Genomic DNA, 14,771 nt, shown 5'->3' with positions numbered 1-14,771 from the left:
TATTCTCCAGTCCAACTCGCGTTATCTTAACGCGTTCCCCACTTTTACGCGCTTATTTTTCTTCATCGGAAGTGTAAAATCGCGCAATAAAAAACCACCCGAAGGTGGCTTTTTATTTAACTTTTTAAAATTAAGTTGCAGATGGTAATGGTGGTGGTGTGCTTGGACCATCCGTTGGAGTTACATCCATCACAGGATTTTCTGCAACATATACTTTTGGTGGTTGTGGCTCACGACCTTCCATAATGTCACGAATTTGCTCGCGATCAATCGTTTCCCATTCCATCAAAGCTTTCACCATCGCATGAGCAATATCTTTATTGTTTTCTAAGATATTGCGTGCTACATGGTATTGCTCATCGATGATACGACGAACTTCAGCATCTACTTGTTGCTGTGTTGCTTCAGAAATCGTACGACTACCAATGCTACCCATGAATGATTGCTGAGAATCATCTTCATACACCATTACACCCAGTTTGTCAGACATACCGTACTTGGTCACCATCGCACGTGCCATTTTAGTTGCACGTTCAAAGTCGTTTGAAGCACCTGTCGACATTTGGTTGATAAAGATTTCTTCAGCAATACGACCACCAAACAAAATTGAAAGTTCATTCAACATTTTGTCTTTATAGTGGCTGGTTTGGTCATGTTCAGGTAACTGCCAAGTTACACCCAGCGCCCAACCACGCGGCATAATGGTCACTTTATGTACAGGGTCTGTACCCGGTAGAATTTCAGCCACAATCGCATGACCAGCTTCATGGTACGCGGTTGCACGACGTTCTTCTTCACGAATCACCATCGACTTACGTTCAGGGCCCATGTACAACTTGTCTTTTGCATCTTCAAAATCATGCATATCGACAGTGTTCTTGTTACGACGTGCAGCAAATAATGCAGCTTCGTTCACAAGGTTCGCCAATTGTGCACCCGAGAAGCCCGGCGTACCACGTGCAAGCACTTGTACATCGACACCAGTCACTGAAGGCAATTTCTTCATGTGAACATTTAAGATTTGCTCACGACCTTTAATGTCTGGTAAGCCAACCATTACTTGGCGGTCAAAACGACCTGGACGGAGTAAAGCTTTATCCAGTACATCGGCACGGTTTGTCGCAGCAATGACGATAATACCTTCATTGCCTTCAAAGCCATCCATTTCCACCAACATTTGGTTCAAGGTTTGCTCACGCTCATCGTGACCACCACCTGTACCTGAACCACGATGACGCCCCACAGCATCAATCTCATCAATAAAGATAATACATGGTGCATGACGTTTCGCTTGTTCAAACATGTCACGGACACGAGACGCACCCACACCCACGAACATTTCAACAAAGTCAGAACCAGAAATACTAAAAAATGGTACTTTCGCTTCGCCTGCAATTGCTTTTGCAAGTAAAGTTTTACCTGTACCCGGTGGACCCACCATTAGCACGCCTTTAGGAATTGTTGCACCTAAGCGTTTAAATTTTGAAGGGTCTTTTAAGAAATCAACAATTTCTACAACTTCTTGCTTTGCTTCATCACAGCCAGCGACATCGGTAAAAGTCACTTTAATTTGGTCTTCTGCCAACATTTTTGCTTTTGACTTACCAAAACTCATTGGACCGTTCTTACCACCTGCTCCGCCACCCATGTTGCGCATAAAGAACATGAATAACAAAATGATTAAAAGTACAGGGAAGCTTGCGATCAAAAGTTGCATCAATAAACCTTGACGTGCAGGTGCAGTACCTTCAACGACAACGTTATTTTTAATCAGATTAGGCATAAGCTCTGGGTCTTGAACCGCAGGACGAATACTTTCAAACTCTGAACCGTTTGATTTTTGGCCATGAATTCGTTCGCCATCAATTGTCACTTGCTTAATTTGACCAGCATTCACCGCAGCAACAAACTCTGAATAATTCATCGCTGTCGGCTTTTCATTGCTACTGACATTACTGAAAATAAGGATCAGTACGCCCAGTATCACTAGCCACAATATGGCATTCTTGAAGAGATCGCTCAAAGCTTTATTCCCATATCAATCTAATTTGATCATGCCCTATCGGGTGACCTTAAAGTTTCTGCTGAAGATCAGCTTCGCAAAATAATAAAAAGGTACAAAATGCACAATTTTTAACGACTTGGCAAGTAAACTTTATTTGAAAGCCTTCTTACGGCCTTGCCCAACTAAGAATACTTCCTTAGATCGGGCACGTGATGCAGCAGGTTTTACTGTCTTTAACACATCAAAGTTGTCGACTACTTGCTTACGGAACTCGTCAAAGCCTGTACCTTGGAATACCTTTACAACAAACTGACCATTTGGACCGAGCACTTTCGTAGCAAAATCGATGGCCAATTCACAGAGGTAAATCTGGCGAGGTTGATCTACAGCCTTGTTACCTGAAGTATTGGGGGCCATATCTGAAATTACAACGTCTACTTTACGTCCATCTAAAATATTTAACAATTTATCGAATACTTCTTGCTCACGGAAGTCACCTTGCAAGAAGGTCACATCTGGAAGTGCATCCATTTCCAAAATGTCAGATGCAACCACCAATCCTCGATCACCGACCAGCTTTCCTGCAATTTGTGACCAACTTCCAGGTGCAGCACCCAAGTCAACCACGGTCATGCCAGGACGAATGATGTTATATTTTTCTTGAATTTCAAGTAACTTATAAGCTGCACGTGCTCGATAACCTTCTTTTTGCGCTTTTTTCACAAAATGGTCATCAAGGTGCTCTCTCATCCACGCACGGCTACTTTTGGATAACTTTTGGTTGGTAATGCGTGTTGCCATATCTCTCTAAAACATTAAAATTTCTTAAACTTAATTGTACGTTAAATTCTCTAGGCTTGCAGTATACATCTGTATCCAAATCTTGGGTTTTAGTTGTTTTTTTCTATTATCTAAATCGATTATTTCCACAGAATATACAGCGTTTAATTTCGCAGTTTGTTATACTAAGCCGTTTTTAAAATTAGGTTATCTTTATGGCGACTTTATCCATTCAGGAACGCAAGCGTTTGCGTCAAATCGGTCATGCTTTAAACCCTGTGGTAATGCTTGGCGGTTCAGGTCTGACTGAAAATGTCGTTGAAGAAATTTTACGTGCTTTAAACGACCACGAATTGATTAAAGTCAAAATCGCGGGTGAAGACCGTGAAGAGCGCGCTGCAATCATTGCAGAAATTGCCTCAACTACAGGTGCAGAAATTGTACAGACCATTGGTAAAATTGCATTGCTTTACAAAAAAGCGGCGAAACAAAATGCCAAATTGTCTAATTTAGTCCGTTTCGCTCACGCAGCAAAATAATTGTAGTTTTTTATGGCAAGTTACGAACTCAGTGCATTTGATCGTCGCTTTCAAGCTATTTCGCTTGTTGGTGCGATTGAACAACAAAGCCCATATGCTCTCAATATCGGCTTTTGGTTACGCGATCCCAATTTGTACATGCACTGGCCCGAAGTCGTGAATGCAAATCCTCGTCAAGACTTTTTATGGGAAAACACCTGTTTTGAAGTCTTTATCGGGGTAAAAGGCGAAGATTATTATCGCGAAATCAATCTCTCCCCTTCGCAAGCTTGGCAGGCCTATCAGTTTGAGGAATATCGGTATCCTGAAGATATGCCGCCACAGGTCGCTTACGATATTGAACTCAATCAATTGAAGCGTACCCACTATGGTTTAAATGTCAGCATTGATCTGACTGAGTTTATGCTACAACACAAACTGAAATGGGCTGACCTATATCTGGGTTTATCCGCGGTGTTGAATACTTCACAAGGTCAACAGTTCTATGCCATGCAGCATAGTGGTCAACAAGCTGACTTTCACAATAAACGTGATTGGTTGCATCAGTTTTAATCCAGACAAATAAACCCGAGCAATAAAAAAGTGAGGCCATGACCTCACTTTTTTATGCACTTAATCTTGAGTCTCGTACAGCGAGATTACTTGCTTGAAACCTTATTCCACGCATCTAAGGTGTGTTCTTTTGAACGTTTAAACGTTTCAGTCAACTGATCTTTATGTTTTACTGAAATTTCGCTGACATCACCTTTTAACTCTTTACCTAGTTTGGTCAAGTCATCTAAAACGGCCGTAAACTCAGTTTTAACAAACTCTTTTAGTTCAGTTAAGTCTTTTTGAGAGTTCGATAGCTGCCCTTTAATGGTTTCTAAGCGCAGTAAAAGATCTTGTTTAAATTGTCGGAGTTGCTCTTGCACACTGGCATTCAACTGCTTCGCTTCAGCTTCAAGCTTTTCTTTGCTTTCAACTACCGCTTCCGTGACCTGCTCTGTTGCTTCTTTCGCCACTTGCTCAAGCTTTTCAGTGCTTTCTGCAACGACTTCTTTCAACGCTGGCTTTGGTTTGGTCACTTTGTCTTGTTCAGTCATGATGTTATTCCTGTTGTTATATACACAGCGACAGCTTAGCGTGATTCGATAAAATTTAGATTTTGATTTGTTAGACAATTATTTGTTGTTACATTTTTCTTTACAAAACTTAGAAACAGCTTCCGCTACAAAATAAAAGCACTTTATCTTGCTAATTCCATCTTATTGGCATGGACTTTGTTAGTGAAGTTGCGTATAGTGCCATGTTAAGTTCAAGCGAGCAGACATAGGGAGGGTAGGTTTTTAGATAGCCTTCCTTTTTTTTCGTCTACTCGCTTTTTTACAGCCTAAATTTCAGGAGCTTTGGTTTGAGCACCCCAGCAATTTTAGCCCTTGCCGATGGTACGATCTTTAAAGGAACGTCTATTGGTGCATCGGGTAGTACGACTGGTGAAGTCGTTTTCAACACTGCCATGACTGGCTATCAAGAAATTTTGACTGACCCGAGTTATGCACAGCAACTTGTGACTTTAACTTACCCTCATATCGGTAACACAGGTTGTAATGATGAAGACGCTGAGTCAGGTCGAATTCACAAAGTATGGGCCAACGGATTAATTATTCGTGACCTACCTTTATTGCATAGCAACTTCCGATCAACGCAATCTTTAGGCGAATACTTAAAAGAACATAATGTTGTCGCAATTGCAGATATTGATACGCGTAAATTAACCCGTATTTTGCGTGACAAAGGTGCGCAAAATGGTTGCATCCTTGCTGGTGAAAATATTACTGAAGAGCAGGCTTTAGAAAAAGCACGCGCATTTGGTGGTTTAAATGGTTTAGACCTAGCTAAAGAATGCTGTGACCCAACTGGTTTCGAATGGACAGAAGGTTCTTGGGTATTAGGCAAAGGCTTCACACAACCTGAACTTAAATTCCATGTTGTTGCATACGACTACGGTGTCAAAACCAACATCTTACGTATGCTTGCAGACCGCGGTTGTAAACTCACTGTCGTGCCTGCACAAACTCCTGCTGCTGACGTGCTTGCATTGAATCCGGATGGCGTGTTCTTATCGAACGGCCCTGGCGATCCAGCTGCATGTGACTACGCAATTGAAGCTGTAAAAACAATTGTAGAAGACGCTCGCAACCTACCCGTCTTTGGTATTTGCTTGGGTCACCAAATTCTTGCACTTGCCTCAGGTGCAAAAACAGTGAAAATGCCGCATGGTCACCACGGTGCTAACCACCCTGTTCAAAACATGGAAACAGGCACAGTGATGATTACTTCTCAAAACCACGGCTTCGCAGTGGATGCAGAAACACTTCCTGCAAACTTGAAAGCTACGCACAAGTCTTTGTTCGATCAAACTCTTCAAGGGATTCATCGTACAGACAAACCAGCGTTCAGCTTCCAAGGTCACCCTGAAGCAAGCCCTGGTCCGCATGACTGCGCACCATTGTTCGATCATTTCATCGAACTTATCGAAGCATCTAAGAAGTAATTAAGGAAGCGATCATGGCTAAACGTACAGACATTAAAAGTATCTTAATTATTGGTGCAGGTCCGATTGTCATCGGACAGGCATGTGAGTTTGACTACTCAGGTGCGCAAGCGTGTAAAGCTCTTCGTGAAGAAGGCTACCGTGTTATTTTGGTGAACTCTAACCCAGCTACCATTATGACCGACCCTGCGATGGCAGACGCAACATATATCGAGCCAATCACTTGGCAGACTGTTGCTCAAATCATTGAAAAAGAGCGTCCAGATGCTGTCCTTCCAACAATGGGTGGTCAAACAGCATTGAACTGTGCGCTTGCACTGGATGCCAACGGTATTTTAGAAAAATACAATGTTGAATTGATTGGTGCAACCAAAGAAGCGATTGAAAAAGCTGAAGACCGTAAACTGTTTGATGAAGCAATGCGTAAAATTGGTCTTGAATGTCCAAAAGCTGCGATTGCTGAAAACATGGAAGAAGCTTTAGAGATTCAAGCGCGCTTCGGCTTCCCTGTGATTATCCGTCCGTCATTCACGATGGGTGGTTCAGGTGGCGGTATCGCTTATAACAAAGAAGAATTCCTTGAAATCTGTGAACGCGGTTTCGATCTTTCTCCAACCAAACAATTATTGATTGATGAATCTTTAATTGGCTGGAAAGAATACGAGATGGAAGTTGTTCGTGACAAAAACGACAACTGTATTATCGTTTGTGCGATCGAAAACTTTGACCCAATGGGCGTGCACACAGGTGACTCAATCACTGTTGCGCCTGCGCAAACATTAACAGACAAAGAATATCAATTGATGCGTAATGCATCTTTAGCAGTTCTTCGTGAAATTGGTGTAGAAACAGGTGGTTCTAACGTTCAGTTCGGTATTTGCCCAGATACTGGCCGTATGGTGATCATCGAGATGAACCCGCGTGTATCGCGCTCATCTGCCCTTGCATCAAAAGCAACAGGTTTCCCGATTGCAAAAATCGCCGCGAAATTGGCTGTCGGTTATACCCTTGATGAATTAAAAAATGACATCACGGGCGGAACGACTCCTGCTTCGTTCGAACCTGCAATTGACTACGTGGTAACAAAAATTCCACGTTTCAACTTCGAAAAATTCCCACAAGCAGATGCAACACTGACCACACAGATGAAATCTGTGGGTGAAGTAATGGCCATTGGTCGTAACTTCCAAGAGTCTGTAAACAAAGCACTTCGTGGTCTTGAAGTGGGTGCGTGTGGTTTTGATGAAAAAATCGCAGTAGGAACTGAAGGCGCGAAAGAAAAGATCTTGGTTGAACTTAAAGTTCCGGGTCCAGAGCGTATTTGGTATGTGGCTGACGCATTCCGTCATGGTTTCACCTTAGAAGACGTGTTCCAAGCGACGAAAATCGATAAATGGTTCTTGATCCAAATCGAAGACATCATCAAAACTGAAAATGAAATCAAAACTTTAGGTTTTGGTGATCTAAACGCAGACAACATCCGTTCGTTCAAACGTAAAGGTTTATCTGACCTTCGCATCGCGAACTTGATGGGTATTTCACAAAAACAATTCCGTAAGCACCGTTGGAACTTGGGCGTAACGCCAGTTTACAAACGTGTGGATACCTGTGCAGCAGAGTTCGAATCTGACACTGCATACATGTATTCAACTTACGATGATGAGTGTGAATCAAACCCATCTGATAAAGATAAGATTATGGTGATCGGTGGTGGTCCTAACCGTATTGGTCAAGGGATCGAATTCGATTACTGCTGTGTACACGCTGCGCTTGCAATGCGTGAAGATGGTTACGAGACCATCATGGTGAACTGTAACCCTGAAACAGTTTCAACGGATTACGACACTTCTGATCGTTTGTACTTCGAACCAATCACATTGGAAGATGTACTTGAAATCGTTCGTACTGAAAAGCCAAAAGGCATTATCGTTCAGTATGGTGGTCAGACTCCGCTTAAATTGGCTCGTGCTTTAGAAGAAGCAGGTGCGCCAATTATCGGTACATCACCAGATGCGATTGACCGAGCAGAAGACCGTGAACGTTTCCAACAAATGATTCAACGTCTTCAACTTCGCCAGCCAAACAACAGCATTGTAAAATCTGCTGAAGAAGGTATGGCTGAAGCATCGAAAGTAGGCTACCCACTGGTGGTGCGTCCTTCTTATGTACTCGGTGGTCGTGCGATGGAAATCGTATACAACGACGAAGAGCTTAAACGCTACTTACGTGATGCGGTACAAGCATCAAATGAAGCGCCAGTTCTTCTTGACCGTTTCTTAGATGATGCGATCGAAGTTGACGTAGACTGTGTATCTGACGGTAAAGACGTTGTGATTGGCGGTATTATGCAGCACATTGAACAAGCAGGGATTCACTCAGGTGACTCAGCATGTTCGATTCCTCCATACTCACTCTCAGTTGAAATCCAAGACGAAATGCGTCGTCAAACTGTTGCTATGGCGAAAGAGCTTGGCGTTGTTGGTTTGATGAACGTACAGTTTGCTGTGAAAGGCGAAGACGTTTACATCCTAGAAGTGAACCCACGTGCGTCTCGTACTGTGCCATTCGTTTCTAAATGTATCGGTGAGTCTTTAGCGAAAGTGGCTGCGCGTTGTATGGCGGGTCAGTCTTTAGAATCTCAAGGATTCACTAAAGAAATCATCCCGACTCACTTCTCTGTAAAAGAAGCGGTGTTCCCGTTCAACAAGTTCCCGGGTGTTGACCCTATTCTTGGCCCTGAGATGAAATCTACAGGCGAAGTAATGGGTGTAGGTAAAACATTTGGTGAAGCATTCTACAAAGCTGTGTTAGGCTCGAATGAACGCGTACCAGGTCTTCCTACAGAAGGCGAAGTGAAGCATGCATTTATCTCTGTGCGTGATTCAGACAAACCTCGTGCTGTTGGTATTGCGAAGCAACTGGTAGGCTTTGGCTTCAAAGTACTTGCGACTGGCGGTACTTATGAGTTCATTAAAGCTGCAGGTATTGAGTGTGAACGTGTAAATAAAGTCACTGAAGGCCGTCCTAATATCGTGGACCGCTTGAAAAATGGCGAAGTTCACCTCATTATCAATACAACTGAAGGCAAACAAGCTCAACAAGATTCGTTCTCGATTCGTCGTTCAGCGCTTCAAGCGAAAGTGTATAACACTACGACCTTGAACGGTGCTGATGCTGTATGCCAAGCTTTTGCGATTCAATTGCCAATGGATGTATACCGTTTGCAAGATTTACAAACTGTAGGTTAATTCGTTTACCGAGAAGTCCCGTCACCTCTCGGTGGCGGGCTTTTTTCATTTATAAACCTATATTTTTTACACTCACAGACTTGAGGGACAACAATGCAACGTTATCCTATGACTCCCCAAGGCAAATTAGCCTTAGAGAAAGAATTACATCAATTAAAAAGTATTGAACGTCCACGTATTATTGCGGCAATTGCTGAAGCACGTGAGCACGGGGATTTAAAAGAAAATGCGGAATACCATGCTGCGCGTGAGCAACAAGGTTTCTGTGAAGGTCGTGTTCAAGACATCGAAGGTAAATTGGGTGCGGCTCAAGTGATTGATGTAAAAGAACTTGAACAGAACGGTCGCGTGGTTTTTGGGGTGACAGTCACTATCGAAAACTTAGACACCGAAGAACAAAAGACCTATATGATCGTTGGTGACGACGAAGCTGATTTTAAAATCAATAAAATTTCAGTGAACTCTCCTATCGCGCGCGGCCTTTTGGGCAAAAGTGAAGGGGACGAAGCAAAAATTCAAACCCCTCAGGGTGAAGTTGAATACGAAATTGTAAAAGTTGCATATATCTAAGTTTCTTTGATATTTACGGCTGTAGAAACCCCTCGATTGAGGGGTTTTTTGTTTTTGTATTTTACCAAATAGCTCTTCCTAGCCCTCTTCTTATGCACGTGGGAAATTTCACCCCAAGAATGAGATAGATTTAGGGTATTCATTTCCCCTCTTTATCAAAGCAAGACTTTTATTTGTTATAATTTCTCACACTCTTCAACGCTGTCTTTTTATGTCTGAGCCACTGATTAATTCTCCTGTCAAACACTGGTGTGAGTTTGAGTTCATCTCTAAAACGGTGAAGAATCCGAATATTCACATTAAAGGGAATTACTCTTACTATTCAGCGTATTGGGATCAAGGTTTTGAACGTTGTGTCGTGCGTTATTTGCATGATAAGCCCTCGACCATAGACAAACCAATTGATCAACTCTATATCGGCAACTTCGTCTGTTTTGGCGCAGAATGCGTCATTATGATGGGTGGTAACCAACTGCATCGTACTGACTGGATTTCGGCCTTTCCTTTTGATACACGTAGTTTTGTGCTCGCGGGTGATACCATCATTGGAGATGGATGCTGGATTGGTTCACGTGCCATGATTATGCAGGGTGTAACACTCGGTGAAGGTGCAGTGGTGGCAACGGGCGCTGTCGTGACCAAGGATGTTCCACCCTATACCGTTGTGGGTGGAGTACCTGCCAAGATTATTAAGTATCGCTTTCCCGAAGCAGATATAGAAAAACTGCTTGCACTGAAGCTCTATGACTTAGATGAAAAGCAGTTTTTAAAAATGCGTGAGCAGTTACAGACAGATGATATTAACTCTCTGCTTGAGTTTCTGAAATAAAACCAGATTCAATATAATTTTTCCAACTCGTGACAAGATCATCAGATTTACGCAATTTCGTCACGGAATAATCTGAATATAAATCTAAAAGAGCTCTTTCCTTCTCATCCATCTGTCCAGAAGTTGTGTAGTGTTTCATAAAATTTTCCAACTGATCAGCTAATTCCAGAATTCCCAAGCTAGTTAACTTATATTTTTGATTTAAATTATTTATTAAGTTTCTTGCTATATAACTTTCATTATCCCGTTGATGAGTATGATTAGTTATATATTCTAATAATCTCTTTAGAACTCTTCTAAAATACTGCACTGTAACTTGGAAATCCCTATCAAATATTATTGCTATTACAATCATATCCTTATTTAAATTATTTGTTCTTAATAGGGCATATTGATTGACTTTTCTAATAAGCTCTCGCGAATTGTAATTTTTATATAATTGCAATGCCAATACCCAAAAATAAAAAGTACTAAAATGCTCTTTATTTTCAATTTCACCTATTCTAAAAAGCTGCTCTTTTAAGAGCATTTCATAATTATTTATAGCATCCAACTGAGGAAATTTAATCGTGAAATCAATAAACTTTTCGAAGTAATCACCATTCGTTTCAATAGTATAGCCATATAAAGTGTGTACAGACTGTATAAGCTGAGTCTTATTCATCACCAAAACAAAAACAATTTTAGGAATATCAAAAAAGTGTTTAATACGCTCAATCAAACGAATTGCAAAATCAGGACGACAACGATCAAGTTCATCAATAATAAAAACTAGTGGTTTGTCTAACTTTTCAACTGTTTGAGCTAGATGTTTTTTGAATTCTTCTAAAGTTTTCTTTTCAGCTTCATGACCTGCAATTTTCTCTTGAATACTTTCTTTAATTCGATCACTCGTCTCATCTGATAATTTATCTATTTCATCCTGCGCATTTTCATAACCTTGCTGCAAGATTCCACCTAAAAATCCAGCTCCAACAAGATGAAGTCCAAGCGTTAATGCAATTTTCGGTAAAGATGGCAACAATGCTGTTCCTACAGATGCTGATAGATCTATTAGTTTTTTAACCTTACTTTTGGTCTTTTTGTCTTTACTTAAAGTATTTGTAATTTCTGAAGTCACAACTAAAAATGGATCATCTAAATAGTCATTTGCAAATGCATCTAAATAAATCACATTATGATTTTCATCTTCTAAATGTTTTTGCCAGTGTCGAACAAACCAAGTTTTACCCTCCCCCCAACGAGCATCTAAAGCGAGTACAGCTCCACACTGCAAACGATCAACATAATTCGTTAGTTGAATACCCAAACGCTTACGATCCCAAAGGTCACCTTCCCAAGCTGTTTCTATATTCTCTAAATTTGTTCGTTGCCAATTCAGTTGATTCGTATCTGTCATCGTATTTATAAAGTAGTAAGCCATTCATAAATATAAGCTATTTTTTAGACAAAGCCTATGTTTCTTAAACGCTACATATACATTCAACTTTAGTGTTAAATTGATTATTATTCACACGCTTTTGTGCTAATTTAGAAGTGAGAAATTAGCATTTCATATGCAAATATCCATATGAATTTACTAGGTTTTATTCTTTAAAAAATACAGCTAATATCAAGGCATAAGCTGTATTTAACCCGTGATACTTTAAAACAGAAATCTGCACGTATAATCAGTTGATAATAAGGAGAAACAACCATGGCATACCAAAACATTTTAGTCCCTGTAGACGGTTCAGAAACATCATATGCAGCAGTTGCGCAAGCGGCTGAACTTGCTAAAGCATTTGGCGGAAAAATTACAGTCGTTCAAGTACTTGCACTTGACCCTTACATTGCTGCCGAATACATTTCTGCAACTCAAACCAATGACTTAATTGAACGTGCGCGTACTTCAGTTTTGAAAACACTTGAGGAAGCAGCGGCTAAATTTAGCGATCTGGGCATTCCAGTTGAAGCAAAACTACTTGAAGGTCAGGTGGTGCACCGTGAAATTATCAAAGAAGCTGAAACATCTAAAGCAGACCTGATTGTGATCGGCTCTCATGGTCGTACAGGTTTAAAACGTTTATTCCTAGGCAGTGTTGCACAAAGTGTTTTAGGTGAAGCGCACATTCCTGTTTTAGTTGTTCGTCAGTAATACATCGAGTGCTCTACTTCCACGGAGGTAGAGCCTTGCTATTTTAAATATTCCACTGAAACTCTTTCATTTTCACTTTGTCCCCAATCACTAAAATACCTTCCGCCAGAAGTAACTGTGCTTGAATGTTTTGTCCCTGATCATTCAGTTTACTTAGGCTAATTTTTCCTTGGGAGTTGATTACACGATACCAAGGTAAACTACTGTCTGCATCCATATGTTTTAGCACATAGCCTACTAAACGTGCATGTTTGGGAATACCTGCTAAGCGTGCAATTTGTCCATAACTAGCTACCCGCCCATAAGGAATCTGGGCGATCACCTGAAAAATCATCGGTGCCAGTTCTTTGACTATCGATTCCGCCATTTCAAAGGTATCCTGTTCTAATTATTCCATAATGACATCGTTATATGATTCAAATAAACCAGCTCATTCATTCTAAAAAGCCCCAATACAGGGGCTTTTTAGTTGAGTAAATCACTAAAAGTTATCAGGACTTTCCAGACGTTTCACTTCCTGAACTCGCTCAGGGTTATGCACCGCAGCAATGCCATCATCTGCTTTAACATCAATCAATGCTTCAGGTTGATAGACGATAATGGTTTCATAGCCCTGTGCATCTTCACCAATAATATACTTGAAGCCTTTACGGTTCATTTTATTACACAGACGTTGATACCAACCTTTAAAACCTGTCTTTTCTTCATTCGGGTTGTAGTAGAACGCATTCATTACAGCAGGCAATCCTAGACCGCAGACCATACCTGAAAGCAACACGGTGATAAAAGTATAACCAATCAAGATACTGCTGTATTCACTTAGCTCAGGTACGTTAGCTACGGCTAAGATCAGTGCTAAGGAGATCCCTCCACGCACTCCGCCCCATGACAAAATCGCCAAACTTCCGTTATAACTTTTCTTACGGAAAGAGGGAAAAAAGGCAAAAGATAAATAGTTCGCTGCAAAACGTGAAGCATGCAGAATAATAAAAGCGACGATGCCGCCAAAAATTAGCCTAAAGCTGAGATCTAAAATAAACAGTTCCAAACCAATTAAGGTGAATAAGAACGAGTTAATAATTCCTTCAACCGTATGCCAAAAATGGTTCACTTCCCGTATTTCGCGTTCTTGTAAAATTTCTTTCCATTTATTCCCCACAATCAAACCACCGATGACACAAGCAATCGGTGCTGAAGCATGTGCAAACAGTGCAACCAAGTACGAACCGCAGGCCAAGAGTGCTGTGGTCAAAATGAGAGACTCCATTTCGTGCTTACCACGCAGCAGTCGCAAGATCCCTAAACCAAAGGCCCAACCAATAATGACGGCGACAAAAATTTCATAGAGTAAGGTTTGCAACACGCCCATGACGGTAAAGTTTTCACCTTGTAATACGTTTAAGAGCGTCATGAACAAGGCAATACACATAGCATCATTAAACAGTGATTCACCCTCAAGCTTGACCATTAAATGATGGGGCGCACGTACCGAACTAAGTACGCCTTTGATCCCAATCGGGTCCGTTGCACCCAATGCAGCCCCCAACAGCAAAAGCACCAATAAATCGACATGTTGTCCAATAATGAACTGATAACCGTAGAGCACCACCCCAAAGAACACGGCGCACAGTACCAACGCAATACTGGCTAAAATGCTGATCGGCTTCCAATAACTACGTAAATCTGAGACTTTGAACTTCAGTGCCGACGAGGTCAAAATGAAGCAAATCACGCCATTGATTAAAAAGTCATAAAAATCAATGTGACGAACCGCTTCTTCAATGTTATGAATATTGATGGTAATAAACTGATTACCACTCAGCAGGCTCGCGCCCCACTGTAAAATAAAGACAAAAATGGCAGAAACGATGGGTACGCCAATGGCTTGAGGAAAACCTAAAATACGTTTATTAAAAATAGTCGTTGCAATAGATAATGCAAAAATAACGGTAAAAACTTGTAGAAAAAAATAATTTCCCATTGAACTTCCAAATTGGGCGGTTGGGGAGACGGTGGCTTTCAGTGCTTATCTATGGAATAAAAGTTCATTTCATACACATTGATGCTCGAAATATTTTAATCATTTTTCACATCAACGCCCGAAAAAAATAATTTTTTTAACATTTC

The 14,771-nt window shown here is 41.1% G+C and carries 13 protein-coding genes; 7 read left to right on the top strand and 6 right to left on the bottom strand.

Annotation, left to right across the window (positions count from 1 at the left end; genetic code table 11):
* Nucleotides 1-130: 130 nt before the first annotated feature.
* Nucleotides 131-2,023 (bottom strand): ATP-dependent zinc metalloprotease FtsH, encoded by a 1,893-nt coding sequence (gene ftsH, locus ACSC9N_RS04445; protein WP_004695609.1) that lies wholly within the window; start codon nucleotides 2,021-2,023, stop codon nucleotides 131-133.
* A gap of 132 nt (nucleotides 2,024-2,155) precedes the next feature.
* A complete protein-coding gene (rlmE, locus tag ACSC9N_RS04440; protein WP_004695608.1) occupies nucleotides 2,156-2,806 on the bottom strand; it encodes a 23S rRNA (uridine(2552)-2'-O)-methyltransferase RlmE in 651 nt (216 codons plus the stop codon).
* A 194-nt stretch (nucleotides 2,807-3,000) separates the two neighbouring features.
* Between rlmE and yhbY the strand changes: the two genes are divergently transcribed.
* Together yhbY and ACSC9N_RS04430 are read left to right on the top strand one after the other, a co-directional pair.
* Nucleotides 3,001-3,324, top strand: a complete 324-nt coding sequence (yhbY, locus tag ACSC9N_RS04435) for a ribosome assembly RNA-binding protein YhbY (RefSeq protein WP_004982701.1) — start codon at nucleotides 3,001-3,003, stop codon at nucleotides 3,322-3,324.
* Between the two features lie 12 nt (nucleotides 3,325-3,336).
* On the top strand, nucleotides 3,337-3,876 hold the full coding sequence (locus ACSC9N_RS04430; protein ID WP_004695605.1) for a DOMON-like domain-containing protein: 540 nt from the start codon (nucleotides 3,337-3,339) through the stop codon (nucleotides 3,874-3,876).
* A gap of 86 nt (nucleotides 3,877-3,962) precedes the next feature.
* Here the strand turns inward: ACSC9N_RS04430 and ACSC9N_RS04425 are convergent, their stop codons facing one another.
* On the bottom strand, nucleotides 3,963-4,409 hold the full coding sequence (locus ACSC9N_RS04425) for a hypothetical protein (protein WP_010327273.1): 447 nt from the start codon (nucleotides 4,407-4,409) through the stop codon (nucleotides 3,963-3,965).
* A gap of 308 nt (nucleotides 4,410-4,717) precedes the next feature.
* Between ACSC9N_RS04425 and carA the strand changes: the two genes are divergently transcribed.
* The 4 genes from carA to ACSC9N_RS04405 all read left to right on the top strand — a co-directional run bounded on the left by carA (nucleotide 4,718) and on the right by ACSC9N_RS04405 (nucleotide 10,507).
* Nucleotides 4,718-5,860 carry a glutamine-hydrolyzing carbamoyl-phosphate synthase small subunit gene (gene carA, locus ACSC9N_RS04420; RefSeq protein ID WP_004695603.1) on the top strand — a complete coding sequence of 381 codons (1,143 nt, stop codon included), beginning with the start codon at nucleotides 4,718-4,720 and terminating at the stop codon, nucleotides 5,858-5,860.
* Between the two features lie 14 nt (nucleotides 5,861-5,874).
* A complete protein-coding gene (carB, locus tag ACSC9N_RS04415) occupies nucleotides 5,875-9,108 on the top strand; it encodes a carbamoyl-phosphate synthase large subunit (protein ID WP_010327274.1) in 3,234 nt (1,077 codons plus the stop codon).
* Nucleotides 9,109-9,201: 93 nt separating this feature from the next.
* Complete coding sequence (greA, locus tag ACSC9N_RS04410; RefSeq protein ID WP_005400425.1) at nucleotides 9,202-9,678, top strand: transcription elongation factor GreA; 477 nt, start codon at nucleotides 9,202-9,204, stop codon at nucleotides 9,676-9,678.
* A 211-nt stretch (nucleotides 9,679-9,889) separates the two neighbouring features.
* Nucleotides 9,890-10,507, top strand: a complete 618-nt coding sequence (locus ACSC9N_RS04405; RefSeq protein ID WP_010327275.1) for a CatB-related O-acetyltransferase — start codon at nucleotides 9,890-9,892, stop codon at nucleotides 10,505-10,507.
* Here ACSC9N_RS04405 and ACSC9N_RS04400 read toward each other — a convergent pair.
* Complete coding sequence (locus ACSC9N_RS04400; protein WP_029575085.1) at nucleotides 10,479-11,906, bottom strand: KAP family P-loop NTPase fold protein; 1,428 nt, start codon at nucleotides 11,904-11,906, stop codon at nucleotides 10,479-10,481. The genes ACSC9N_RS04405 and ACSC9N_RS04400 overlap by 29 nt on opposite strands.
* A 297-nt stretch (nucleotides 11,907-12,203) precedes the next feature.
* On the opposite strand from ACSC9N_RS04400, the gene ACSC9N_RS04395 reads away from it, so the two are divergent.
* On the top strand, nucleotides 12,204-12,644 hold the full coding sequence (locus ACSC9N_RS04395) for a universal stress protein (protein WP_004695589.1): 441 nt from the start codon (nucleotides 12,204-12,206) through the stop codon (nucleotides 12,642-12,644).
* A 43-nt stretch (nucleotides 12,645-12,687) separates the two neighbouring features.
* Here ACSC9N_RS04395 and ACSC9N_RS04390 read toward each other — a convergent pair whose 3' ends face one another.
* Both ACSC9N_RS04390 and ACSC9N_RS04385 read right to left on the bottom strand, forming a co-directional pair.
* Nucleotides 12,688-13,011, bottom strand: coding sequence for an MGMT family protein (locus ACSC9N_RS04390; protein WP_010327277.1), 324 nt, complete (start codon nucleotides 13,009-13,011; stop codon nucleotides 12,688-12,690).
* A gap of 114 nt (nucleotides 13,012-13,125) precedes the next feature.
* Nucleotides 13,126-14,625: a cation:proton antiporter gene (locus ACSC9N_RS04385; protein WP_439036117.1), complete on the bottom strand. Its 1,500-nt coding sequence runs from the start codon at nucleotides 14,623-14,625 to the stop codon at nucleotides 13,126-13,128.
* Nucleotides 14,626-14,771 lie beyond the last annotated feature (146 nt).

Origin of the sequence: Acinetobacter sp. PC34 (assembly GCF_051789135.1) — a bacterium.
GTDB classification, from domain to species: Bacteria; Pseudomonadota; Gammaproteobacteria; order Pseudomonadales; family Moraxellaceae; genus Acinetobacter; species Acinetobacter johnsonii.
The sequence above is the reverse complement of the archived record's forward strand: the minus strand, read 5'-3'. Positions and strand labels throughout refer to the sequence as shown.